The 17,744-nt window shown below is 64.9% G+C and carries 19 protein-coding genes; 14 read left to right on the plus strand and 5 right to left on the minus strand.

Annotation, left to right across the window (positions count from 1 at the left end):
- The 6 genes from DXT59_RS11330 to ptsP all read left to right on the plus strand — a co-directional run.
- The coding region (locus DXT59_RS11330; protein ID WP_162878044.1) for an ammonium transporter at positions 1 to 1,336 on the plus strand (1,336 nt) is incomplete at its 5' end.
- A gap of 314 nt (positions 1,337 to 1,650) precedes the next feature.
- Positions 1,651 to 2,940 (plus strand): glutamate--cysteine ligase, encoded by a 1,290-nt coding sequence (gshA, locus tag DXT59_RS11335; protein WP_116137001.1) that lies wholly within the window; start codon positions 1,651 to 1,653, stop codon positions 2,938 to 2,940.
- Between the two features lie 53 nt (positions 2,941 to 2,993).
- Positions 2,994 to 3,950, plus strand: a complete 957-nt coding sequence (gshB, locus tag DXT59_RS11340; RefSeq protein ID WP_116137002.1) for a glutathione synthase — start codon at positions 2,994 to 2,996, stop codon at positions 3,948 to 3,950.
- A 189-nt stretch (positions 3,951 to 4,139) separates the two neighbouring features.
- Positions 4,140 to 4,679 carry a PTS sugar transporter subunit IIA gene (locus tag DXT59_RS11345; RefSeq protein WP_116137003.1) on the plus strand — a complete coding sequence of 180 codons (540 nt, stop codon included), beginning with the start codon at positions 4,140 to 4,142 and terminating at the stop codon, positions 4,677 to 4,679.
- A 38-nt stretch (positions 4,680 to 4,717) separates the two neighbouring features.
- Positions 4,718 to 4,987, plus strand: a complete 270-nt coding sequence (locus tag DXT59_RS11350) for an HPr family phosphocarrier protein (RefSeq protein ID WP_116137004.1) — start codon at positions 4,718 to 4,720, stop codon at positions 4,985 to 4,987.
- 204 nt (positions 4,988 to 5,191) lie between these two features.
- On the plus strand, positions 5,192 to 6,943 hold the full coding sequence (gene ptsP, locus DXT59_RS11355) for a phosphoenolpyruvate--protein phosphotransferase (protein WP_116137015.1): 1,752 nt from the start codon (positions 5,192 to 5,194) through the stop codon (positions 6,941 to 6,943).
- Here the strand turns inward: ptsP and DXT59_RS11360 are convergent.
- The 3 genes from DXT59_RS11360 to gpmA all read right to left on the minus strand — a co-directional run bounded on the left by DXT59_RS11360 (position 6,934) and on the right by gpmA (position 10,298).
- Complete coding sequence (locus DXT59_RS11360) at positions 6,934 to 7,728, minus strand: HesA/MoeB/ThiF family protein (protein ID WP_116137005.1); 795 nt, start codon at positions 7,726 to 7,728, stop codon at positions 6,934 to 6,936. The genes ptsP and DXT59_RS11360 overlap by 10 nt on opposite strands.
- 104 nt (positions 7,729 to 7,832) lie before the next feature.
- Positions 7,833 to 9,377 carry a S41 family peptidase gene (locus DXT59_RS11365; protein ID WP_116137006.1) on the minus strand — a complete coding sequence of 515 codons (1,545 nt, stop codon included), beginning with the start codon at positions 9,375 to 9,377 and terminating at the stop codon, positions 7,833 to 7,835.
- A 174-nt stretch (positions 9,378 to 9,551) separates the two neighbouring features.
- Positions 9,552 to 10,298: a 2,3-diphosphoglycerate-dependent phosphoglycerate mutase gene (gene gpmA, locus DXT59_RS11370; RefSeq protein ID WP_116137007.1), complete on the minus strand. Its 747-nt coding sequence runs from the start codon at positions 10,296 to 10,298 to the stop codon at positions 9,552 to 9,554.
- Between the two features lie 123 nt (positions 10,299 to 10,421).
- On the opposite strand from gpmA, the gene DXT59_RS11375 reads away from it, so the two are divergent.
- The 5 genes from DXT59_RS11375 (at position 10,422) to DXT59_RS11395 (ending at position 13,376) form a co-directional block, all read left to right on the plus strand.
- Positions 10,422 to 10,832, plus strand: coding sequence for a rhodanese-like domain-containing protein (locus DXT59_RS11375; RefSeq protein WP_116137016.1), 411 nt, complete (start codon positions 10,422 to 10,424; stop codon positions 10,830 to 10,832).
- 12 nt (positions 10,833 to 10,844) lie between these two features.
- On the plus strand, positions 10,845 to 11,105 hold the full coding sequence (grxC, locus tag DXT59_RS11380; protein ID WP_116137008.1) for a glutaredoxin 3: 261 nt from the start codon (positions 10,845 to 10,847) through the stop codon (positions 11,103 to 11,105).
- Positions 11,106 to 11,260: 155 nt separating this feature from the next.
- Positions 11,261 to 11,737 (plus strand): protein-export chaperone SecB, encoded by a 477-nt coding sequence (gene secB, locus DXT59_RS11385; protein WP_116137009.1) that lies wholly within the window; start codon positions 11,261 to 11,263, stop codon positions 11,735 to 11,737.
- 23 nt (positions 11,738 to 11,760) lie between these two features.
- On the plus strand, positions 11,761 to 12,789 hold the full coding sequence (locus DXT59_RS11390) for an NAD(P)H-dependent glycerol-3-phosphate dehydrogenase (RefSeq protein ID WP_116137010.1): 1,029 nt from the start codon (positions 11,761 to 11,763) through the stop codon (positions 12,787 to 12,789).
- A 26-nt stretch (positions 12,790 to 12,815) separates the two neighbouring features.
- The gene (locus DXT59_RS11395) at positions 12,816 to 13,376 is read left to right on the plus strand and encodes an O-acetyl-ADP-ribose deacetylase (protein ID WP_116137011.1); all 561 of its coding nucleotides are present in this window, start codon (positions 12,816 to 12,818) and stop codon (positions 13,374 to 13,376) included.
- Here the strand turns inward: DXT59_RS11395 and trmL are convergent.
- Both trmL and DXT59_RS11405 read right to left on the minus strand, forming a co-directional pair.
- Positions 13,349 to 13,819, minus strand: a complete 471-nt coding sequence (trmL, locus tag DXT59_RS11400; RefSeq protein ID WP_116137012.1) for a tRNA (uridine(34)/cytosine(34)/5-carboxymethylaminomethyluridine(34)-2'-O)-methyltransferase TrmL — start codon at positions 13,817 to 13,819, stop codon at positions 13,349 to 13,351. The two genes, DXT59_RS11395 and trmL, sit on opposite strands and share 28 nt — an antisense overlap.
- 19 nt (positions 13,820 to 13,838) lie before the next feature.
- On the minus strand, positions 13,839 to 14,648 hold the full coding sequence (locus DXT59_RS11405; protein ID WP_116137013.1) for a ComF family protein: 810 nt from the start codon (positions 14,646 to 14,648) through the stop codon (positions 13,839 to 13,841).
- Between the two features lie 70 nt (positions 14,649 to 14,718).
- Between DXT59_RS11405 and DXT59_RS11410 the strand changes: the two genes are divergently transcribed.
- The 3 genes from DXT59_RS11410 to coxB all read left to right on the plus strand — a co-directional run.
- A complete protein-coding gene (locus DXT59_RS11410; protein WP_116137017.1) occupies positions 14,719 to 15,678 on the plus strand; it encodes a methyltransferase domain-containing protein in 960 nt (319 codons plus the stop codon).
- A 286-nt stretch (positions 15,679 to 15,964) separates the two neighbouring features.
- On the plus strand, positions 15,965 to 16,441 hold the full coding sequence (locus DXT59_RS11415; RefSeq protein WP_116137014.1) for a DUF2244 domain-containing protein: 477 nt from the start codon (positions 15,965 to 15,967) through the stop codon (positions 16,439 to 16,441).
- Positions 16,442 to 16,480: 39 nt separating this feature from the next.
- Positions 16,481 to 17,744, plus strand: a 1,264-nt coding sequence (gene coxB, locus DXT59_RS11420; protein WP_116137018.1) for a cytochrome c oxidase subunit II, incomplete at its 3' end; no start/stop codon positions are given.

Raw genomic sequence — 17,744 nt, forward strand, 5'->3', positions numbered from 1 at the left:
CCCGGCATCGGCCGCCCCGGCAACGGCCGCCCCGGCCTCGGCCGCACCTGATGCCTCCGCAGCCGCGGCAGCCGCCGCGCCCGCCGCGCCGACGGCCCCCGTCTCGGTCGATTCGTCGAAGATCAATTCGGGCGATACAGCCTGGATGCTGACCTCGACCGCCCTCGTGCTGTTCATGACGATTCCGGGCCTCGCCTTGTTCTACGGCGGCATGGTGCGCAAGAAGAACGTGCTCGCCACGGTCATGCAAAGCTTCGCGATCACCTGCGTGGTCACGTTGCTGTGGACGGTGATCGGCTATAGCCTCGCCTTCACGCCGGGCAACGGCTTCATCGGTGGCTTCTCGCGCGTGCTGCTGGCCGGGATGAACTACATCAAGGGCGACAAGGCCACGACGCTCACGGTCAGCCACCTGGCGACGACGATTCCGGAGTCGGTCTACTTCGTCTATCAAATGACGTTCGCGATCATTACGCCCGCGCTGATCACGGGTGCGTTCGCCGATCGGATGAAGTTCTCGGCGATGCTCGTGTTCATGTCGGTCTGGTCGATCATCGTCTATTCTCCGATCGCCCACATGGTGTGGGAGCCGACGGGCTGGCTCTCGGCCGCCGGCATTCTCGACTTCGCGGGCGGTACGGTCGTGCACATCAACGCCGGTATCGCGGGCCTCGTGTGCGCCCTCGTGCTGGGCAAGCGCGTCGGCTACGGCCGTGAGGCGATGGCGCCGCACAATCTCGTCCTGACGCTGATGGGCGCGGCGATGCTGTGGGTGGGTTGGTTCGGCTTCAACGCCGGCTCGGCCGTCGCGGCCGACGGCCGTGCGGGTTTCGCGATGCTGACGACGCAAGTGGCGACCGCCTGCGCGGCGCTCGGCTGGATGTTCGCCGAATGGATCACGAAAGGTAAGCCCTCGGCGCTCGGTATCGCGTCGGGCGCCGTGGCGGGGCTCGTGGCGATCACGCCGGCGTCGGGCTACGTCGGCGCGGGCGGCTCGATCGCGATCGGCTTCATCGCCGGGGTGGTCTGCTTCTGGTCGGCCACGTGGCTCAAGACGAAGCTCGGCTACGACGATTCGCTCGATTGCTTCGGCGTGCACGGCGTGGGCGGGATCATCGGCGCGTTGCTGACGGGCGTGTTCGCGATCAAGGACATCGGCGGCGCCGATGGCAGCCTGATCCTGCAAGCGAAAGGCGTGCTGACCACGCTGGTTTACAGCGGCGTGTTGAGCTACGTGCTGCTCAAGATCATCGACCTAACGATCGGCCTGCGCGTGGCCGAAGAGGAAGAGCGCGAGGGCCTCGACGTGGTGCTGCACGGCGAGCACGTGGAATAAAAGGATTATCGGGTCACGGAGAGCGCCGCCCGGCGGCGGCTCCATCCGATGGAAGCGCAGCGACTTTTGCCCGCCACTTGGCGGGCTTTTTTGTTGCTAGCTCGTCACATTGCCGCTCGCTCGGCCGTCTTCCGAAAGTCACGGCTTCATCGTATCGTCGAGGTACCGCCCCGGCGTCGATATGACCCTTCCGGCTATCGGGTCAATAAACATCGACAAAGGCGTACGATCTTGCGTTCGGCGAAACCGCCCCCAAATCGGCGCCGTGGGCGATTGCTCTACAATCTTTTTCTGTCCTCGTCATCGAGTATTCAATGGTTCCGCACTTAGTTACGGCGTTAAACGGTCCTCTGCTCGAGTTGGAGCGGAAGATCCTCGACGCCACGCCGGCGATCGAGCGGTGGTTCCGGCTCGAATGGCAGGAGCACACGCCGCCGTTTTACTGTTCGGTCGACTTGCGCAACGCGGGTTTCAAGCTCGCGCCCGTCGATACGAACTTGTTCCCGGGCGGCTTCAACAATCTGCCGGAAGAGGTGCTGCCGCTCGCCGTGCAGGCGGCGATGGCGTCGATCGAAAAGATCTGCCCCGATGCGAAAAACCTGCTCGTGATCCCCGAGCGGCATACGCGCAACGCGTTTTACCTCGAAAACGTCGCGCGGCTGGCCACGATCATGCGTCAGGCCGGCTTGAACGTGCGTTTCGGCACGCTCGACGAGAACATCGTCGGCCCAGTGACGATTCCGCTCGCCGACGGCCAGAAGATCGTCCTCGAGCCGCTCGAACGCACGCCGCGCCGGCTCGGGTTGAAGAATTTCGATCCGTGTTCGATCCTGCTGAACAACGATCTGTCGGCCGGTCTGCCGCCCGTGCTGGAGAACCTGCACGAGCAGTACGTGCTGCCGCCGCTGCACGCGGGCTGGGCCGTGCGCCGCAAATCGACGCACTTCTCGTGCTATGACGACGTCGCCAAGAAGTTCGCCAAGCTCGTCGAGATCGATCCGTGGATGGTCAATCCGTACTTCGCGCGCGTCGAGGACGTCGATTTCGAAGCACGCACGGGCGAGCAGGCGCTTGCCGACGCGATCGACGCCGTCATCAAGAAGATCGCGCGCAAATACCGCGAGTACGGCATCACCGAAAAACCGTATGTCGTCATCAAGTCCGACGCCGGCACCGACGGGCGCGGCGTCATGACGGTGCACGACGCCTCGGAAGTCGCCCATCTGACCAAGGGCGAGCGCGCGCGCATGTCGGCCACGAAGGACGGTCTGCAAGTGCACGACGTCATCGTGCAAGAAGGCGTCTACACGTTCGAGCGGGTGGGCGAGGAAGTGGCCGAGCCGGTTGTCTACATGATCGACCGCTATGTCGTGGGCGGTTTCTATCGCGTGCACGGCAGCCGCGAACGCGATCAGAATCTGAACGCGCCCGGCATGCATTTCGTGCCGCTCGGCTTCGAGCATACGGCCTTGCCAGACGCGCACGCCAAGCCCGGCGCCGCGCCGCCGAACCGTTTCTATATGTATGGTGTCGTCGCGCGGTTGGGGTTGCTGGCGGCGTCGGTGGAACTCGAGAAAACGGACCCGGAAGCGATTCAGGTTTGATCGGCGTCGCGCATCCAACGAACGAAAGCCCGTCCGCGGGCACCAGGGGTTTCATGGACATCCTTTTCATTGCCGATCCGCTCGCGCACTTCAAGATCTACAAGGACTCGACCTACGCGATGATGGCCGAAGCCGCACGCCGCGGCCATGTCGTCTACACCTGCGAGCCGAAACACCTGGCCTGGGTCGCGACGAAGGTCGAAGCGACGGTGCGTCGCGTCGATATCGTCGGCGACCCGGCCGACTTGCATCGGCAGCACTGGCACGAAAGCGGTCCCCACGAACATCGCGCACTGACGTCGTTCGGCGCGATCGTGATGCGCAAAGATCCGCCGTTCGACATGGAGTACGTCACCTCCACCTGGCTGCTCGAATTGGCCGAACGCGCGGGCGCCCGCGTGTTCAACAAACCGCAGACCATCCGCGATCACTCGGAAAAACTCGCGATCGGCGAATTCGCTCAGTTCGTCGCCCCGACGCTCGTCACGCGCGATGCCGCGCGGCTGCGCGCGTTTCATGCCGAGCACGGCGACATCATCCTCAAGCCGCTCGACGGCATGGGCGGCATGGGCGTATTCCGGGTGAAAGGCGACGGCATGAATCTGGGCTCGATCATCGAGGTACTGAGCCACGACGGCGCGCGCTCGGTGATGGCGCAAAAATTCATTCCGGAGATCGCGGCCGGCGACAAGCGCATTTTGCTGATCGGCGGCCAGAGCGTGCCGTTCTCGCTGGCGCGTATTCCCCAAGGCGGGGAAGTGCGCGGCAATCTGGCGGCCGGCGGACTCGGCGTGGCGCAGCCGCTTTCTGTTCGCGACCGCGAGATCGCCGATACGCTCGCGCCCGTGCTGGCCGCGCGCGGATTGCTGCTCGTCGGTTTGGACGTGATCGGCGATTGGCTCACCGAAGTCAACGTCACGAGCCCGACCTGCTTCCGCGAGATCATGGAGCAGACCGGCTTCGACGTGGCGGCGATGTTCGTCGACGCGCTCGAGCGCGCCGTGGCCTAAGCTTGAAGGGCGCCCGCGCGAGGCGTCCGATTCGGCGAAAGGTGCGCCTGCTACAATGCCAGTCTCCTGAAACGATTCGCTCGCCCGGCGCGCAGTTCGCTGCCCGCGGGCCGCGTTCGCGCGCGGCGTCCCGGGCGCGAGCATGACGTGGATCTGGCCCTTTGCGGCGTTTTTCGTAGCAAGACTGACATGGCAGGCATACTGATCATCGCGCACGCACCGCTCGCTTCGGCGCTCAAGGAATGTGTCGCGCATATCTACGGCGGATTGCCGGCGCGCATCGGCGTCATCGACGTGCTGCCCGATAGCGATCCCGCGCAAGTCGTCGCGTTCGCCCATAGCGAGATCGAGCGCTTGCGCGAGGAAAACGGCACGCTCGTGCTCACCGATATGTTCGGCGCCACGCCGGCCAATATCGCGAGCCGTCTGGCCGCGCTGCCCGGCGTGCGCGTGCTGGCGGGCGTCAATCTGCCGATGCTCGTGCGCGGCGTTTGTTACCGGGCGTGCGATCTCGATACGCTCGTCGACAAGGCGCTCGCCGGGGCGGCCAAGGGCGTGCATGCCATCGCGCCCATGTCGGCCTCGGCCGGCGCGGGTAAGCCGGCCGTCGAAACCGAGTGCGTCGCGCCGGGCGTGCCTGTGATCGCGCCGGCCGCCGCCGACACGGCGCCGGCTGCGGCCACGAACCCGGGGGTGAGCGTGGCAGGCCCGGGCGGCCCGGTGCGATGAGCTTTTTTGTTTGCTATTGAGGACGACAGGACGAGCACATGCTTCAAAAAGAAACGACGATCGTCAATAAGTTGGGTTTGCATGCACGCGCCTCGGCCAAGCTCACGCAGCTCGCCGGCAACTACCAATCGGAAATATGGATGACGCGCAATGGGCGCCGCATCAACGCGAAAAGCATCATGGGCGTGATGATGCTCGCGGCCGGCATCGGCAGCACGGTCACGATCGAGACCGAAGGCCCGGACGAGCAGGATGCGATGGAAGCGTTGCTCAAACTCATCGCCGATAAATTCGGCGAGGGACAATAAACGGCAAACGCGCCATTTCCTTCGAACAACGCCGTGGCTCCAACCACGGCGTTTTCTTTCGTAGCCCGCAACGCGCCATTGCGCCGCGGATGCTGCGCCGCACGCAGTCAGCGCGGCGGTTGGAATTTATAATCGCCCATTAAGGTCTATTGCTTCTTGCAGCGGTACTACTCCCGCGGCATCACACAACTCGAGGAGGTGCGCGTGTCGTTTTCGCTGCATGGTATTCCGGTGTCACGCGGCATCGCGATCGGGCGGGCCTATCTCATCGCGCCTGCAGCGCTGGACGTCGACCATTACCTCGTCGATGCGCCTCAGATCGAAGGCGAGATCGAACGCTTTCGCGCCGCGCTGAAGGTCGTTCAAGCCGAGCTCGATCGGCTCAGCTCCGACCTCTCCGCCGATGCGCCGAGCGAGGTGGGCGCGTTCATCAACGTGCACACGATGATTCTCAAGGACGCGATGCTCGTTCAAGAGACGATCGACCTCATACGCACGCGGCGCTATAACGTCGAATGGGCGTTGACCGAGCAACTCGAGCGGCTTTCCCGGCATTTCGACGATATCGAGGACGAGTACCTGCGCGAGCGCAAGGCCGATGTCCAGCAAGTGGTCGAACGCATCTTGAAGGCGCTGGCAGGCGCCCCCTCCGCGGCCGCGCTCGTCGACGGCAATGCCGATGCGAGCGACGACATGATCGTGGTGGCGCACGATATCTCGCCGGCCGACATGTTGCAGTTCAAGACGCAAACGTTCCAAGGCTTCGTGACCGACCTCGGCGGGCGCACCTCGCATACCGCGATCGTCGCGCGCAGCCTCGGCATTCCGGCCGCCGTCGGCGTGGCGCACGCGAGCGCGCTGATCCGGCAGGACGACCTGATCATCGTGGACGGCGATCACGGCATCGTGATCGTCGATCCCGCGCCGATCGTGCTCGAGGAATATTCATATCGGCAAAGCGAGAAGCTGCTCGAACAAAAGAAGCTGCAGCGGCTCAAGTTCTCACCCACGCAAACGCTGTGCGGGACGAAGATTTCGCTGCTCGCGAATATCGAACTGCCCGAGGATTCGCGTGCCGCCGTCGAGGCGGGCGCCGTCGGCGTCGGTTTGTTTCGCACCGAATTCCTCTTCATGAATCACAAGGACCGGCTGCCGGAGGAAGAGGAACAATTCGAGGCTTATCGACGCGCGGTCGAACTGATGGGCGGGCTGCCCGTGACGATTCGGACCATCGACGTCGGCGCCGACAAGCCGCTCGACAGCATCGGAGCGGACGGTTACGAGAGCGCGCCGAATCCCGCGCTCGGCCTGCGGGCGATCCGCTGGAGCCTGTCCGAGCCGCAGATGTTCCTCACGCAGTTGCGCGCGATCCTGCGCGCGTCCGCCTATGGACAGGTCCGCATCCTCGTGCCGATGCTCGCGCACGCGCAGGAGATCGACCAAACGCTCGACCTCATTCGCGAGGCCAAGCGCCAGCTCGACGACGCGGGCCTGCCGTACGATCCGGGCGTGCGGATCGGCGCGATGATCGAGATACCGGCTGCGGCAATCGCACTGCCGTTGTTCCTGAAGCGCGTCGATTTCCTATCGATCGGCACCAACGACCTGATCCAATACACGCTCGCGATCGATCGGGCCGATAACGCGGTCGCCCATTTGTACGATCCGCTGCATCCGGCGGTGCTGCATCTGATCGCCTTCACGCTGCGCGAGGCGAAGCGCGCGGGCGTTTCGGTCTCGGTATGCGGGGAAATGGCCGGCGATCCGCAGCTCACGCGGTTGTTGCTCGGCATGGGGCTCACCGAGTTCTCGATGCACCCGAGCCAGTTGCTCGTGGTCAAGCAAGAAATCTTGCGCGCGAATCTGGCGGCGCTCGAAAAGCCCGTGGCCGACGTGCTCGCCGCGTTCGAACCCGAGGAAGTGCAGGCGGCGTTAAAGCGGCTCAGTCAGGCGTGAGGGCTTTGAGGGTTTGAAGCACTGCCGGCACCACCGGCACCGCCGCCGCAAACGGGGCAATCGCTCTGGCGTGCTATTTTCATCGTGGTCCATTCCATCCGCAGCGAATCGAGCATCATGAGCCGGCCCGTCAGGGTCTGGCCGATCCCGCCGATGACGCGCAGCGCCTCGGCCGCCTGCATCGTGCCGATGATCCCGACCGTCGGCGCGAATACGCCCATCTGCGAACAAGCGACTTCCTCGAACGGCTGGTCCTCGGGGAAGACGCAGGCATAGCAAGGCGAGTGCGCATCGCGGAAATCGAACGTGCTGATCTGACCGTCGAAGCGCAGCGCCGCCCCTGAGACGAGCGGCACCTGGTGCTTCACGCAAGCGCGGTTGATCGCATGGCGTGTCGCGAAGTTGTCTGTGCAGTCGAGCACGACCGTGGCGAGCGGGACATGCGTATCGAGCCAGGCGCCGTCCACGCGTTGATCGACGGCGTGGACGCGAACCTCGGGATTTAACCGCGCAATCGTCTCGCGGCCCGATTCGACTTTCTTTTGGCCGACGGAAGCCGTCGCGTGCAAGATTTGGCGCTGCAAGTTCGTGAGATCGACCGCATCGGCATCGACGAGCGTCAGCGTCCCGACGCCGGCAGCGGCCAGATACATGGCCGCCGGCGAGCCGAGTCCCCCCGCGCCGATGACGATCGCATGCGCATCGAGAAAGCGCTGTTGCGCCTCGATGCCGATCTCGTCGACGAGGATATGACGGGAATAGCGAAGAAGCTGATCGTCGTTCATGGCGGCGCGCCGAGGGATTGGACTTGCGTTGGCGCCGGAGAGACGGCGCCTTCGCTTGCCCCGCCAAGCGGCGGGGCGGGCGAAGGCAGGCCGGTGCGGCGGGGTTACTTGCTCGGCGCGGACGCCGGAACCGCCGGCGACGCAGGCTTGACCGCGACGGGCGCCGACGCCGAACGCGGCGGCTTGTTCTCGGCGAGCTTGCGCTCCATGAGCGACTTCGACAACTGCACCTGCTTGCCTTCGAGCTTGTTCAAAGCCTGCTGCAGCATGAAGTCGTCGGCCGAACCGAATTCGATAGGCTTGCGCTCGCGTTCCTTCTCGCGCTGTTCGGGCGTGAGCTTGTCGTTTTGCTCTTCGAGCTGCTGCAGTTGTTGCATCCGATCTTGCTCGCGCTGGTCCTGTTCCTTCTTCTCGTTCGGATCCTGCGTATTGGCGAGATGGTTCGAGTAATCGACTTCGCGTGTGACGAGCGCGTCGTCCGGATCGCCGTTCGCGTATTGATCGACGGGCACGTCGGGGCGGATGCCCTTGTTCTGGATCGAACGGCCGCTCGGCGTGTAGTAGTACGCCGTCGTCAAACGCAGCGCCGTATCGGACGTGAGCGGACGCACGGTTTGGACCGAGCCCTTGCCGAACGTCGTCTTGCCCATGATCAGCGCGCGATGCTGGTCTTGCAGCGCGCCGGCGACGATTTCCGAGGCCGACGCCGAATACGCGTTCGTCAACACGATCATCGGCACGTTCTTGTAGATATCGGGCAGATTCTTGAGCGGATCGGAATCGAACGAGGGCAGACGATAGTTATCGTACGTGTCGCGGTAGATCTGCTTCGAATCGGGAATCTGGCCGTTCGTCGAGACGACGACCGAGCCCGAGGGCAAGAACGCGCCGGCCACGCCGACGGCGCTTTGCAGCAGCCCGCCGCCGTTATTGCGTAGATCGACCACGACGCCCTTCAGATTCGGCTGTTCGCGGGCGATGTCCTGCAGCTTGGCGGCCAGATCGGGCACCGTGCGTTCTTGGAAGCTCGTGATGCGGACATAGGCGTATCCGGGCGCGAGAATCTTCGTCTTGACGCTTTGTACGCGGATGATCGCGCGCGTGACCGTGACCGGGAACGTGCGGCTATCGGTCTTGCGGAAGATCGTGAGCGTGACCTTGGTGCCGGGCTCGCCGCGCATCTGCTTGACGGCCTGGTCGAGCGTCATGCCGCGCACGGGCTTGTCGTTGATGCGCGTGATTAGATCGCCGGGGCGCAGGCCGGCGCGGAACGCGGGCGTATCCTCGATCGGTGAAATGACTTTGATGAGACCGTCTTCCTGCGAAATCTCGATGCCGAGCCCCGCGAAACGGCCCTTCGTTTGTTCTTGCAGTTCCTGGTAATCCGTCTTGTCGAGATACGACGAGTGCGGATCGAGACTCGACACCATCCCCTTGATCGCTTCGGTCAGCAACTTCTTGTCGTCGACCGGCACGACGTAATCGTGCTTGATTTGCCCGAACACCTCGGCGAAAAGACGCAACTGATCGAGCGGCAGCGGCGCCGTCGTGGCTTGTTGTTGCGCCGCGGCGGAAAATTGCAGCGTCGCGAAGACGCCGGTGGCGAGGCCAGCGGCGATCAAGCCGATGTTCTTGAGTTTCGTGCGCATAGAGTCTGGTGCGTTCGGGAAACGGGGTGTGAGCGCCGTGGGCGAAGGACGGTCAAGTATAACTGCTCGCACGCGAAGCGCGCGCCGGCGCGATGCTAGAGCGAATATTGGACCCGGGGCGGGCCGATCGGTTCTTGCGCGGCGGCCCGTGCCGCCGCGCGCTGGGTGCGGGCGTTAGCCGGCCTTGCCTTGTTTTGCGACGGCCGCTTGCGCCTTCTCGATCGCCTCTTGGTCGCCGAGATAGTAGTGGCGGATCGGCTTCAGATTCTCGTCGAGTTCATAGACGAGCGGTACGCCGTTCGGGATGTTGAGCCCGACGATGTCGCTATCGGAGATGCCGTCGAGATACTTGATCAGCGCGCGCAGCGAGTTGCCGTGAGCGGCGATGAGCACCTGCTTGCCGCCCTTGAGCGCGGGGGCGATCGACTCGTTCCAAACCGGCAGCACGCGCGCGACCGTGTCTTTCAGGCATTCGGTCAGCGGCAACTCGGCGCGCGGCACTTTCGCGTAGCGCGGGTCGTCGTAGGACGCGCGGGGGTCCGTGGGCTCGAGCGCGGGCGGCGGCGTGTCGTAGCTGCGGCGCCAGATCAGCACTTGTTCGTCGCCGTACTTGGCCGCCGTTTCGGCCTTGTTCAGCCCGGCCAGCGCGCCGTAGTGGCGTTCGTTCAGGCGCCACGAATGGACCACCGGGATGTACATGAGATCCATTTGATCTTGCACGTGCCAGAGCGTGCGGATCGCGCGCTTGAGCACCGACGTATAGGCGATGTCGAACGTATAGCCGGCTTCCTTCAGCAGCAGCCCGGCTTGGGCGGCTTCGCGGTTGCCTTGCTCGGTGAGGTCGACGTCGACCCAGCCGGTGAAGCGGTTTTCCTTGTTCCACGTCGATTCGCCGTGGCGGATGAGAACGAGCTTGTACATGAGGTTAGTCGGTCGGTAGTGAGGAAGCGCGGCGCGCGGGCGACCCGGCCCAGGGGGGAGTGCCATCGCGTCAATCTGTTATTTTATAATGCTCCGTTGCTCAAATATCTTTGGCGGATTCTCGTGACGTTTTTTACCGATTACACCAACCTCGTCCTGATCGCCGCGCTCGTCGTTTCGGGCGCCTTGCTGCTGTGGCCGGCGATCGCCGGGCGCGGTCGCGGCGGCATCTCCGCCGCCGAAGCGACGCAACTCATCAACCGCCGCAACGCCATCGTCGTGGACGTGCGCGCCGCGGCGGAGTTCACCGCGGGCCACCTGCCGGCGGCCCGTCACGTCGCGTTCGAGGAGCTTCAAGCAAAAATCGGCCAAATCGCGAAGAATAAGGCTACGCCGGTACTGCTCGTTTGCCAGACGGGGTTGCAATCGAACAAAGCGTCCCACATCGTTCAGGCGGCGGGCTTTACCGAAGTCCACGTGCTGCAAGGCGGACTGAACGCCTGGCAGCAAGCCGGCATGCCGGTCGTCAAGTAAAGGAGCGCGAGAGTGAATTCCGTCGTCATGTACAGCACCCAAGTCTGTCCCTATTGCCAGATGGCCGAACGCCTGTTGAAGTCGCGCGGCGTCCAGCACATCGAGAAGATTTTGATCGACAAGGATCCGGCGCGGCGCGAGGAAATGATGACGCGCACGGGGCGCCGCACGGTACCGCAGGTGTTCATCGGCGATACCCACGTCGGCGGCTATGACGACTTGTCCGCGCTCGATCGCGCCGGCGGCTTGATGCCGCTGCTGGGGCAGGCGTAATCGCGCGGCGGCCGGTTGCCGGGCCGCCGCATTCGCGTTCGTTCGTTTCCGCCAAGGTTGTCCAGCATCGCGCACGAGCTTAGGCTTTCGCGCCACACGCACTCGGCGGCCGCATCGTTGCACGGCCGCCGCACTATTTACCCATCGGAGTCACCATGTCGGACCAGAACAATCAGCCGTTCTTCAACATCCAGCGCGTCTACCTGAAGGATCTCTCGCTCGAGCAGCCGAATTCCCCGGCGATCTTCCTCGAACAGGACATGCCCGCTGTCGAAGTGGAAGTGGACGTCAAGGCTGACCGTCTCGCCGAAAGCATCTTCGAGATCCTCGTGACGGGCACGGTCACGGCCAAGGTGAACGATAAAATCGCGTTCCTGATCGAGGCCAAGCAAGCGGGCATCTTCGATATCCGCAATATCCCGGCCGAGCAGATCGATCCGCTCGTCGGCATTGCGTGCCCGACGATCATCTTCCCGTACCTGCGCTCGAACATCGCCGATGCGATCACGCGCGCCGGCTTCCCGCCGATCCACCTGGCCGAAATCAACTTCCAAGCCCTCTACGAGCAGCGCCTCGCGCAACTGAGCGCGCAGCAAGAAGGCGGCGCGGCGGCGAACGCCACGCAGCATTGAGCCATACGAGAGCGGTGCCGGCCATGAAGGTCGCTGTCCTAGGGGCCGGGGCGTGGGGCACCGCGCTCGCGGCTCATCTCGCGCTCAAGCACGACACGGTGCTATGGGCGCGGGACGCCGCGCTGGTCGCCGAGTTGGCAGCCAAGCGCGAAAACGAGCATTACTTGCGCGCAGTGGCGTTGCCGCCGGCACTGCGTTACGAGGCGAGTCTTGCGTCCGCACTCGCCCATGCGGCCGACGATAGCGCGCTGGCCGTCGTCGCGACGCCGGTCGCAGGCCTGCGGGCGCTATGCCGCGCTATGCGCGACGAGGCGCACTGCGTCCCGGCGCATCTCGTTTGGGTGTGCAAGGGCTTCGAAGCCGATACGCAATTGCTGCCGCACCAAGTCGTCGCGGCCGAACTGGCGGGCCATCCGAGCATCGGCGTGCTGTCGGGGCCGAGTTTCGCGCGCGAAGTGGCGCAGGGGCTGCCCGCGGCATTGACGGTCGCGAGCACGTCGGCTGCTTGCCGCGAGCGCACGCTGGCCGCGTTTCACCATGGCGCCATGCGCATCTATACCGGGGACGACGTCGTCGGCGTGGAAGTGGGTGGTGCCGTGAAGAACGTCCTCGCGATCGCGACCGGCATCGCCGATGGGCTCGCGCTCGGCATGAATGCGCGCGCGGCGCTGATCACGCGCGGGCTGGCGGAGATGTCGAGGCTCGGCGCCGCGCTCGGCGGGCGCGCGGAGACGTTTACGGGGCTCACCGGGCTCGGCGATTTGATTCTCACGGCCACGGGCGACTTGTCGCGCAACCGGACCGTGGGGCTTCAGCTCGCGCAAGGGCGCACGCTCGACGATATCTTGCTCGCGCTCGGCCATGTGGCCGAGGGTGTACGCTGTGCCAAAGCCGTGCTGGCCATTGCGCAATCGCACGGCGTCGATGTGCCGATCACGCAAGCGGTGTGCGCCGTACTCTTCGACGGCGTGGCGCCGCGTGCCGCCGTGGATGCGCTGCTGCGCCGCGACGCCCGTGCCGAATCGTTCGGCGCGAAAGGGGCGGCTCGGTAGACGCGCGCCGGCAAGGAGGATGTGCCATGGCCATACTGACGCGGGGCGCATGTACGCTTCACGCATGCGAGACCGATATCACGACGCTCGCCGTCGATGCCATCGTCAACGCGGCCAATAGCTCGCTGCTCGGCGGCGGCGGTGTCGACGGCGCGATTCATCGCGCGGCCGGCCCCGATTTGCTGCGCGAGTGCGAAACGCTCGGGGGCTGCGCCACCGGAGACGCCAAGCTCACGCGCGGGTACGGGTTGCCGGCCAAGTATGTCGTTCACGCGGTCGGCCCGGTATGGCGCGGCGGCGATCGCGGCGAAGCGGAGCAACTGGCGTCGTGCTATCGCCGCTCGCTCGAACTCGCGCACGAAGCCGGCTGCGCGAGCATCGCTTTTCCCGCGATTAGTTGCGGGATCTACCGGTTTCCCGCCGAGCAGGCGGTCCGTATCGCTTGCGGGACGGTCCTCGCCTCGCTACCCTCGACACCGAACCTGACGCAGGTCGTATTTGCCTGCTTCGGCGAGCCGATGCTGCGCTTGTACGAGCGCGAACTCGATCTCGCGCGCCGTCAGACGCCACCCTCGAATCCCATTTGACGCCACGCCTCGAATACGACGATCGCAACGGTATTCGATAAATTCATGCTGCGATTGCCGGGCCGCATCGGCAACCGTACGCGCTGCTCCGGGGGAAAGCGCTCCAGCAAAGCCGCGGGCAAACCGCGTGTCTCCGCGCCGAAGACGAACCAATCGCCGGCGAGGAAACTTGCGTCGTGAAAGCGGCCCGAGCCGCGCGTCGTGAACGCGAACATCCGAGCCGGATCGGGCGACTCGCTCGCGACGAGCGCTTCCCAACTCGCATGCACGCGCATGTGCGCGTACTCGTGATAGTCGAGCCCCGCGCGGCGCATCTTCGCGTCGTCGAGCGGAAAGCCGAGCGGCTCCACGAGATGAAGCCGCGCGCCGGTATTGGCGCACAGGCGGATGACGTTGCCGGTGTTCGGCGGGATTTCGGGTTCGACTAGAACGACGTTGAACATGGTTTCGGTAAAACGTGAGTCAATCTTGGGGCGTGCGCAGCGCGACGAAATTGGTCACGTATCGTGCGCCCGCCGCTTTCAAAGCGCGAGCGGCGGCCTCGAGCGTGGCGCCGGACGTCATCACGTCGTCCACGAGGCCGACATGCAGTCCGCTCACCGGACGCGTCACGCGAAAGGCCGTCGCGACATTGCGCCGGCGCGCGTCGCGATCGAGGCGCGATTGCGGCGCCGTGTCGGCGACCCGCCGCATCAGCGCCGCGTCGGCGGCCACACCGAGCGCTCGCGCCAGCGGGCGCGCGATCTCCCAGGCCTGGTTGTAGCCGCGGCCGACGAGCCGGGCGTGCGCGAGCGGCATCGGCGCCAGTACGTCGGGCGGCGCGGCGCCGCAAGCATGATCGCCGGCGAGCCGCGCGAGGCGCGCGCCGAACTCATGGGCCACGGCCAGCCGCGCGCGAAACTTGAGCCCCAATGCAAGCCGGTTGAGCGGTGGACGGTAGTCGGCCAGCGCGAGCGTCGCATCGAACGGCGGCGGGGTGCCGTTGCACGCGGCACAGCGGAACCGCGCGATCCCGCCCCCGCGGCGTCGCAGTCCGGCCAATGGTAGGGCGCAGACCTCGCAGCGCAAGCGCGGCTCGTTCCAATAGGCCGCGTCGCAGATACGGCAAATCGGACTTTGCGACATTGTGCCGCATGACAGGCCGCATAGCAGGCAGGTTCTAGGCAGTGCCGCGGCGGCGAGCCGCCGCGCGAGCGCCGCAAGCGCCGAGGCCCGGCGGGCTCCGGCGTTTCGCGCACGCAAACCCGGTGCGTTTGCCGGTGCGTTTGCCATCGGTGGCCTTCCTCGCTGGACGGATCGAAGCGAGCGAGTATACTTCGGGCTCCTCGCAAGTTTGACCGTCATGTCCCTCACACCCGCAAAGTCTGGCCGTCCGGCCTACGATTCCCGACTTGTGCGGCGCATCTTCGATCGCCGCGCCGAAACGTTCGGGGACGTGGCTTTCCTTGCGCGCGAGATCGCTCAGCGCATGCGTGAGCGGCTCGACTATATCAAGGTGCGCCCAACCAGCATGCTCGACGCGGGCTGCGGCGTGGGCGACGATCTGCCGTCGCTGCGCGAACGCTTCCCCGAGGCGCCGCTCGTCGGCGTCGACTTGTCGTACTCGATGCTGACGCGGGCGTTGCCGCATGCGGGTGCGGAAGGCGGCTGGCGCCGCATGTTGCCGGCCGCGCTGCAGCGTTCGCTTGGCGTGCGCGGCCCGCGCCTGGCCCAAGCGGACTTCGCGGCGTTGCCGTTCGCGCCCGGCGCGTTCGATTTCATCTGGTCCAATCTCGCGTTGCATTGGCATTCGCGCCCGGACCTCGTCTTCCCCGAATGGCAGCGCGTGCTCGAGCCGAACGGTCTGCTGATGTTCAGCACCCTCGGCCCCGACACGCTGCGCGAATTGCGCGGCGCTTACGCGCAGATCGAGGCGGCGCACGGGGTACCCGGCCGAGCGCATGTCATCGACTTTGTCGATATGCACGATTTGGGCGACATGCTCGTGGAAAGCGGGTTCGAGATTCCCGTGATGGATCAAGAGACGTTGACGATTACCTACAAGTCGCCGCAGTCGCTGCTGGCCGACGTGCGTCGCTGGGGTGCCTATCCGCACGTGCGCGATACGGCCGGGCCGGGGCACGCACGGCGCTTGCACGCGGCGTTGCTCGAAGCCTTGGAGGCTCGCCGCCGCGACGACGGAACGATCGCGTTGACGTTCGAGGTGATTTACGGCCATGCATGGAAGGCGGTGCCGCGCCAAACGGCGGACGGGCACGCGATCGTGCGGGTGCAAGACATCGGGCGCCGCCGCTCGAATTGATCGCTCGAGCGGCGCGAAGCCAAAAATGGCGGGCTGCGACGCTTTGTCGCGGATCGTAAAGTTGCGGTCCGTTATGGTCGAAATCAGTGGGCGGGACGGCTTGCAAAAAAAGCAGCCGAAACCGCGCAAAGGCTTGTCACGCTTGGCTTGCAGCCCGATAGCCGTTTGCTTGTGGATGCCATTGAACGCGCCTATAATGCGTCAGTTTGTCGCCCGGAGTTCCCCACATCCGGCGTGACAGGCCCCGAATAGCGCGGTGTGCTCACGGCATGCGCGGGAGGCGGCGATGGGAGCGACAACCCTGCTGACGGATGCGGAGCCGGCCCTTCGAGACTGGCTCATGAAGCGCAACTGTGCGGTTTCGCCGCGGCAGTTCGTTTGGTTTTTTGCGTCGTTGGCTCTGTTTTCGGTGGCGATTGCGCTGTTGCTGGTGCTGCGCGGCGCATGGCCTGTGCTGCCGTTCACGGGCATCGAGTTGCTGGCGGTCGGTGCCGCGTTTGTGGTTTATGCGCGCCATGCGGTCGACTACGAGCGGATCCGGCTCTATCCGAATCGTCTCGTGATCGAGCAGATGAGCGGGCAGCGGTTGACGCAGTACGAATTCAATCCGCGTTGGGTGCGGGTCGAGCGCGGGGTGTCGCCGCGCGATCCGATCAGGGTGGTGTCGCGCGGTCAGTCGGTCGTGGTCGGCGTGCATCTCGCGCAATACCGGCGCGCGTCGTTCGCGAGCGAATTGCGTGCGGCACTGACGCGGTGCGGTTGAGGCGACTCGAGCCGAACGTCAAGCGGGGCGAGGGTTTGAATGGAAATTTTGGGTAAGGAAGCTATGAAAACAATCAAGCGAGCCCTCATGGGCGTGCTGGCGTCTTGCGGGCTGCTCAGCGCGCACGCCGCCTTGGCAGTCGGCGATAGTCCGGGCGGCCCCGCCGTCAACGAGATCAATTTCCAGCCGCCCGTGACGAAAATCGCTGAAGAACTCTATCACCTGCACATGATGATGTTGCTGCTGTGCACGGTGATCTTCATCGGCGTGTTCGGCGTGATGTTCTATTCGATCTTCGTGCATCGCAAGTCGAAGGGACACAAGGCCGCCAATTTCCATGAAAGCACCACCGTCGAAATCATCTGGACGATCGTGCCGTTCATCATCGTCGTTCTGATGGCGCTGCCGGCCACGAAGACCGTCGTCGCCATGAAGGACACGAGCAACGCCGATCTGACGATCAAGGTCACCGGCTATCAGTGGAAGTGGGCTTACGACTACGTCAAGGGCCCGGGCGAGGGGATCAACTTCTTCTCGACGCTGACCACGCCGCGCGCTCAGGTCAACGGCCAGGCGCCGATTAGCGATACGTACTTGCAAGAAGTCGATAACGCGCTCGTCGTGCCCGTCAACAAGAAGATCCGCATCATCACGACGGCCAACGACGTCGTCCACTCGTGGTACGTGCCCGCCTTCGGCGTGAAGCAAGATGCGATTCCCGGCTTCGTGCGCGATACGTGGTTCAAGGCCGAGAAGACCGGTACGTACCGGGGCTTCTGTACCGAGCTGTGCGGCAAGGAACACGCGTTCATGCCGGTGGTCGTGACGGTGCTGTCCGACGACGACTACGCGAAGTGGGTCGACGACCAAAAGAAGAAGATGGCCGGCGCGAACGACGATCCGAACCGGACCTACACGATGGCCGAGCTGATGCAGCGCGGCGGCGAAGTCTACAAATCCAACTGCGCCGTGTGCCACCAGCCCACGGGCAAGGGTGCGGGCGCGTTCCCGGCGCTCGACGGCAGCAAGATCGCCAACGGTCCGATTGCGGGGCACGTGAGCATCGTCCTGAACGGCAAGAATGCGATGCCCAACTGGGGCAAGACCCTGAACGACGTGGAAATCGCGTCGGTGATCACGTTCGAGCGCAATTCGTGGGGTAACCACACGGGCGACATCCTGCAACCGCGTCAGGTCGCGGATGCCCGCAACGGCAAGCTGCCCGAGGGCGGCGATCACCTGACGGGCGCGGCCGCCGCGCCGGCCGGCGCAAGCGAGGCGCCCGCCGCGAGCGGCGCGCAGG

The organism is Trinickia diaoshuihuensis, assembly GCF_003390925.1.
Classification (GTDB): Bacteria; Pseudomonadota; Gammaproteobacteria; order Burkholderiales; family Burkholderiaceae; genus Trinickia; species Trinickia diaoshuihuensis.

Excerpts from the sequence above, each read along its gene's own strand:
- gpmA (WP_116137007.1), bottom strand. The coding sequence starts at position 10,298 with ATGTACAAGCTCGTTCTCATCCGCCACGGCGAATCGACGTGGAACAAG.
- DXT59_RS11345 (WP_116137003.1), top strand. The coding sequence starts at position 4,140 with ATGGCAGGCATACTGATCATCGCGCACGCACCGCTCGCTTCGGCGCTC.
- DXT59_RS11365 (WP_116137006.1), bottom strand. The coding sequence starts at position 9,377 with ATGCGCACGAAACTCAAGAACATCGGCTTGATCGCCGCTGGCCTCGCC.
- DXT59_RS11405 (WP_116137013.1), bottom strand. The coding sequence starts at position 14,648 with ATGGCAAACGCACCGGCAAACGCACCGGGTTTGCGTGCGCGAAACGCC.
- DXT59_RS11415 (WP_116137014.1), top strand. The coding sequence starts at position 15,965 with ATGGGAGCGACAACCCTGCTGACGGATGCGGAGCCGGCCCTTCGAGAC.
- DXT59_RS11410 (WP_116137017.1), top strand. The coding sequence starts at position 14,719 with ATGTCCCTCACACCCGCAAAGTCTGGCCGTCCGGCCTACGATTCCCGA.
- DXT59_RS11360 (WP_116137005.1), bottom strand. The coding sequence starts at position 7,728 with ATGAACGACGATCAGCTTCTTCGCTATTCCCGTCATATCCTCGTCGAC.
- gshA (WP_116137001.1), top strand. The coding sequence starts at position 1,651 with ATGGTTCCGCACTTAGTTACGGCGTTAAACGGTCCTCTGCTCGAGTTG.
- secB (WP_116137009.1), top strand. The coding sequence starts at position 11,261 with ATGTCGGACCAGAACAATCAGCCGTTCTTCAACATCCAGCGCGTCTAC.
- trmL (WP_116137012.1), bottom strand. The coding sequence starts at position 13,819 with ATGTTCAACGTCGTTCTAGTCGAACCCGAAATCCCGCCGAACACCGGC.
- DXT59_RS11390 (WP_116137010.1), top strand. The coding sequence starts at position 11,761 with ATGAAGGTCGCTGTCCTAGGGGCCGGGGCGTGGGGCACCGCGCTCGCG.
- gshB (WP_116137002.1), top strand. The coding sequence starts at position 2,994 with ATGGACATCCTTTTCATTGCCGATCCGCTCGCGCACTTCAAGATCTAC.
- DXT59_RS11350 (WP_116137004.1), top strand. The coding sequence starts at position 4,718 with ATGCTTCAAAAAGAAACGACGATCGTCAATAAGTTGGGTTTGCATGCA.
- DXT59_RS11395 (WP_116137011.1), top strand. The coding sequence starts at position 12,816 with ATGGCCATACTGACGCGGGGCGCATGTACGCTTCACGCATGCGAGACC.